1 protein-coding gene is annotated in these 1,310 nt (G+C 48.4%); it reads left to right on the top strand.

The annotated features are described in order from the left end of the window. Positions 1 to 225: 225 nt before the first annotated feature. The coding region (locus tag APR53_06275) for a hypothetical protein (protein ID KQC05842.1) at positions 226 to 1,310 on the top strand (1,085 nt) is incomplete at its 3' end.

Below are 1,310 nucleotides of genomic sequence, written 5' to 3'. Positions count from 1 at the left end.
AAAGGAGGAATGATAAAAAGTCTTCATAAGTCGTGAATTGGTATAAGCTGTTCGAAATTTAAGTTTTGGGCAGCAAGGTTACAGTTCGACATGTTTAATGGTTTTCGAGACCGGAAAGGAGACTGAAGAGCCGTAACCGCAGCATTCAATGATCCGCGAGATCGAATAGGAGAGTGGAACCAATTCACCTGACAGGCGCTGTCCGAGACAAGAGGAGGCGTATTTATGAAGATGAGCATTGGAGTAGACCTTCACAAGACGCAGTTTACGGTGTGTTGTTTAAGTGAAGATCGCAAGATTCAAGAGTCAGGGATCTATCCGACGAAGGATCGAGGCTATGGGGCATTTATAAACAAGATGTTCCATTGGATTGAAGGAGGTTACGATATTACCATTGCTGTGGAATCAACAGGGAACACACGGTACTTTTGCAATCAGGTTATGGACGCAGGGATCGTGGTCAAGATTGTGAACACCTTGAAGTTCAGGATAGTCAACGAGTCGGTAAAAAAGACCGACAAGCATGATGCCCGCACGCTGGCGGAGTTTCTTGAGAAAGACATGCTTCCCGAGGCCATTCTTTGTTCACAGGAGAGTGAGGATATCAGAAGGCTTCTGAAGTCCCGTTCAGTATTGGTGAAGGCGCTGGTGTCATTGAAAAATCAAGTGCACGGTCTGTTGCTCGGATATGGGATAGAGAGCCGACGGGGGCAGCTGCAAAGCAAAAAAGAGAGGCAGCGCATCCTTGACGGTCTCGCGGACCATAAGAGTAACGGGAACGCTGCCTGGGCGGTAGAACCGCTTCTTGGCACCATAGACCAAATTGCGTCTCAGGTCAAAGAACTCGAGAAGGTACTGTCGGATCTTGTGCGTGAGGACAAAGATGTTGAGCTTTTGCGAACGATTCCTGGTGTCGGGTTGATAACCGCAGCGACCATTCGGGCGTACACCGACGATATCAACCGATACGAGAACGCCAAGAAGTATGCTGCGCATGCCGGTTTGGTGCCGTGGGTTCAGAACTCCAACACGACCGTTCGTCACGGTCATATCACTAAGCGAGGGCCGTCTGAACTGAGAACGGCTTTTGTCCAGATGGTGATGGGGATGTTGCGGCTTCGGAACAAAACGGCTGGATACTGGCTTATGGGTAAATACAACGTCATGAAAGAACACAAGGGAACCGGGAAGAGCATAATAGCGACGGCTCGCAAAATGAACACGATCGTGTATGCAATTTTAAAGACGAGAAAACCTTTTGATCCATCAAGAATGTTGCCGGATCCCAAATATCTGGAGATGAGTAAGGC

Origin of the sequence: Methanoculleus sp. SDB, from assembly GCA_001412355.1 — an archaeon.
GTDB lineage: Archaea > Halobacteriota > Methanomicrobia > Methanomicrobiales > Methanomicrobiaceae > LKUD01.
This window is presented reverse-complemented; position numbering and strand designations above follow the sequence as displayed.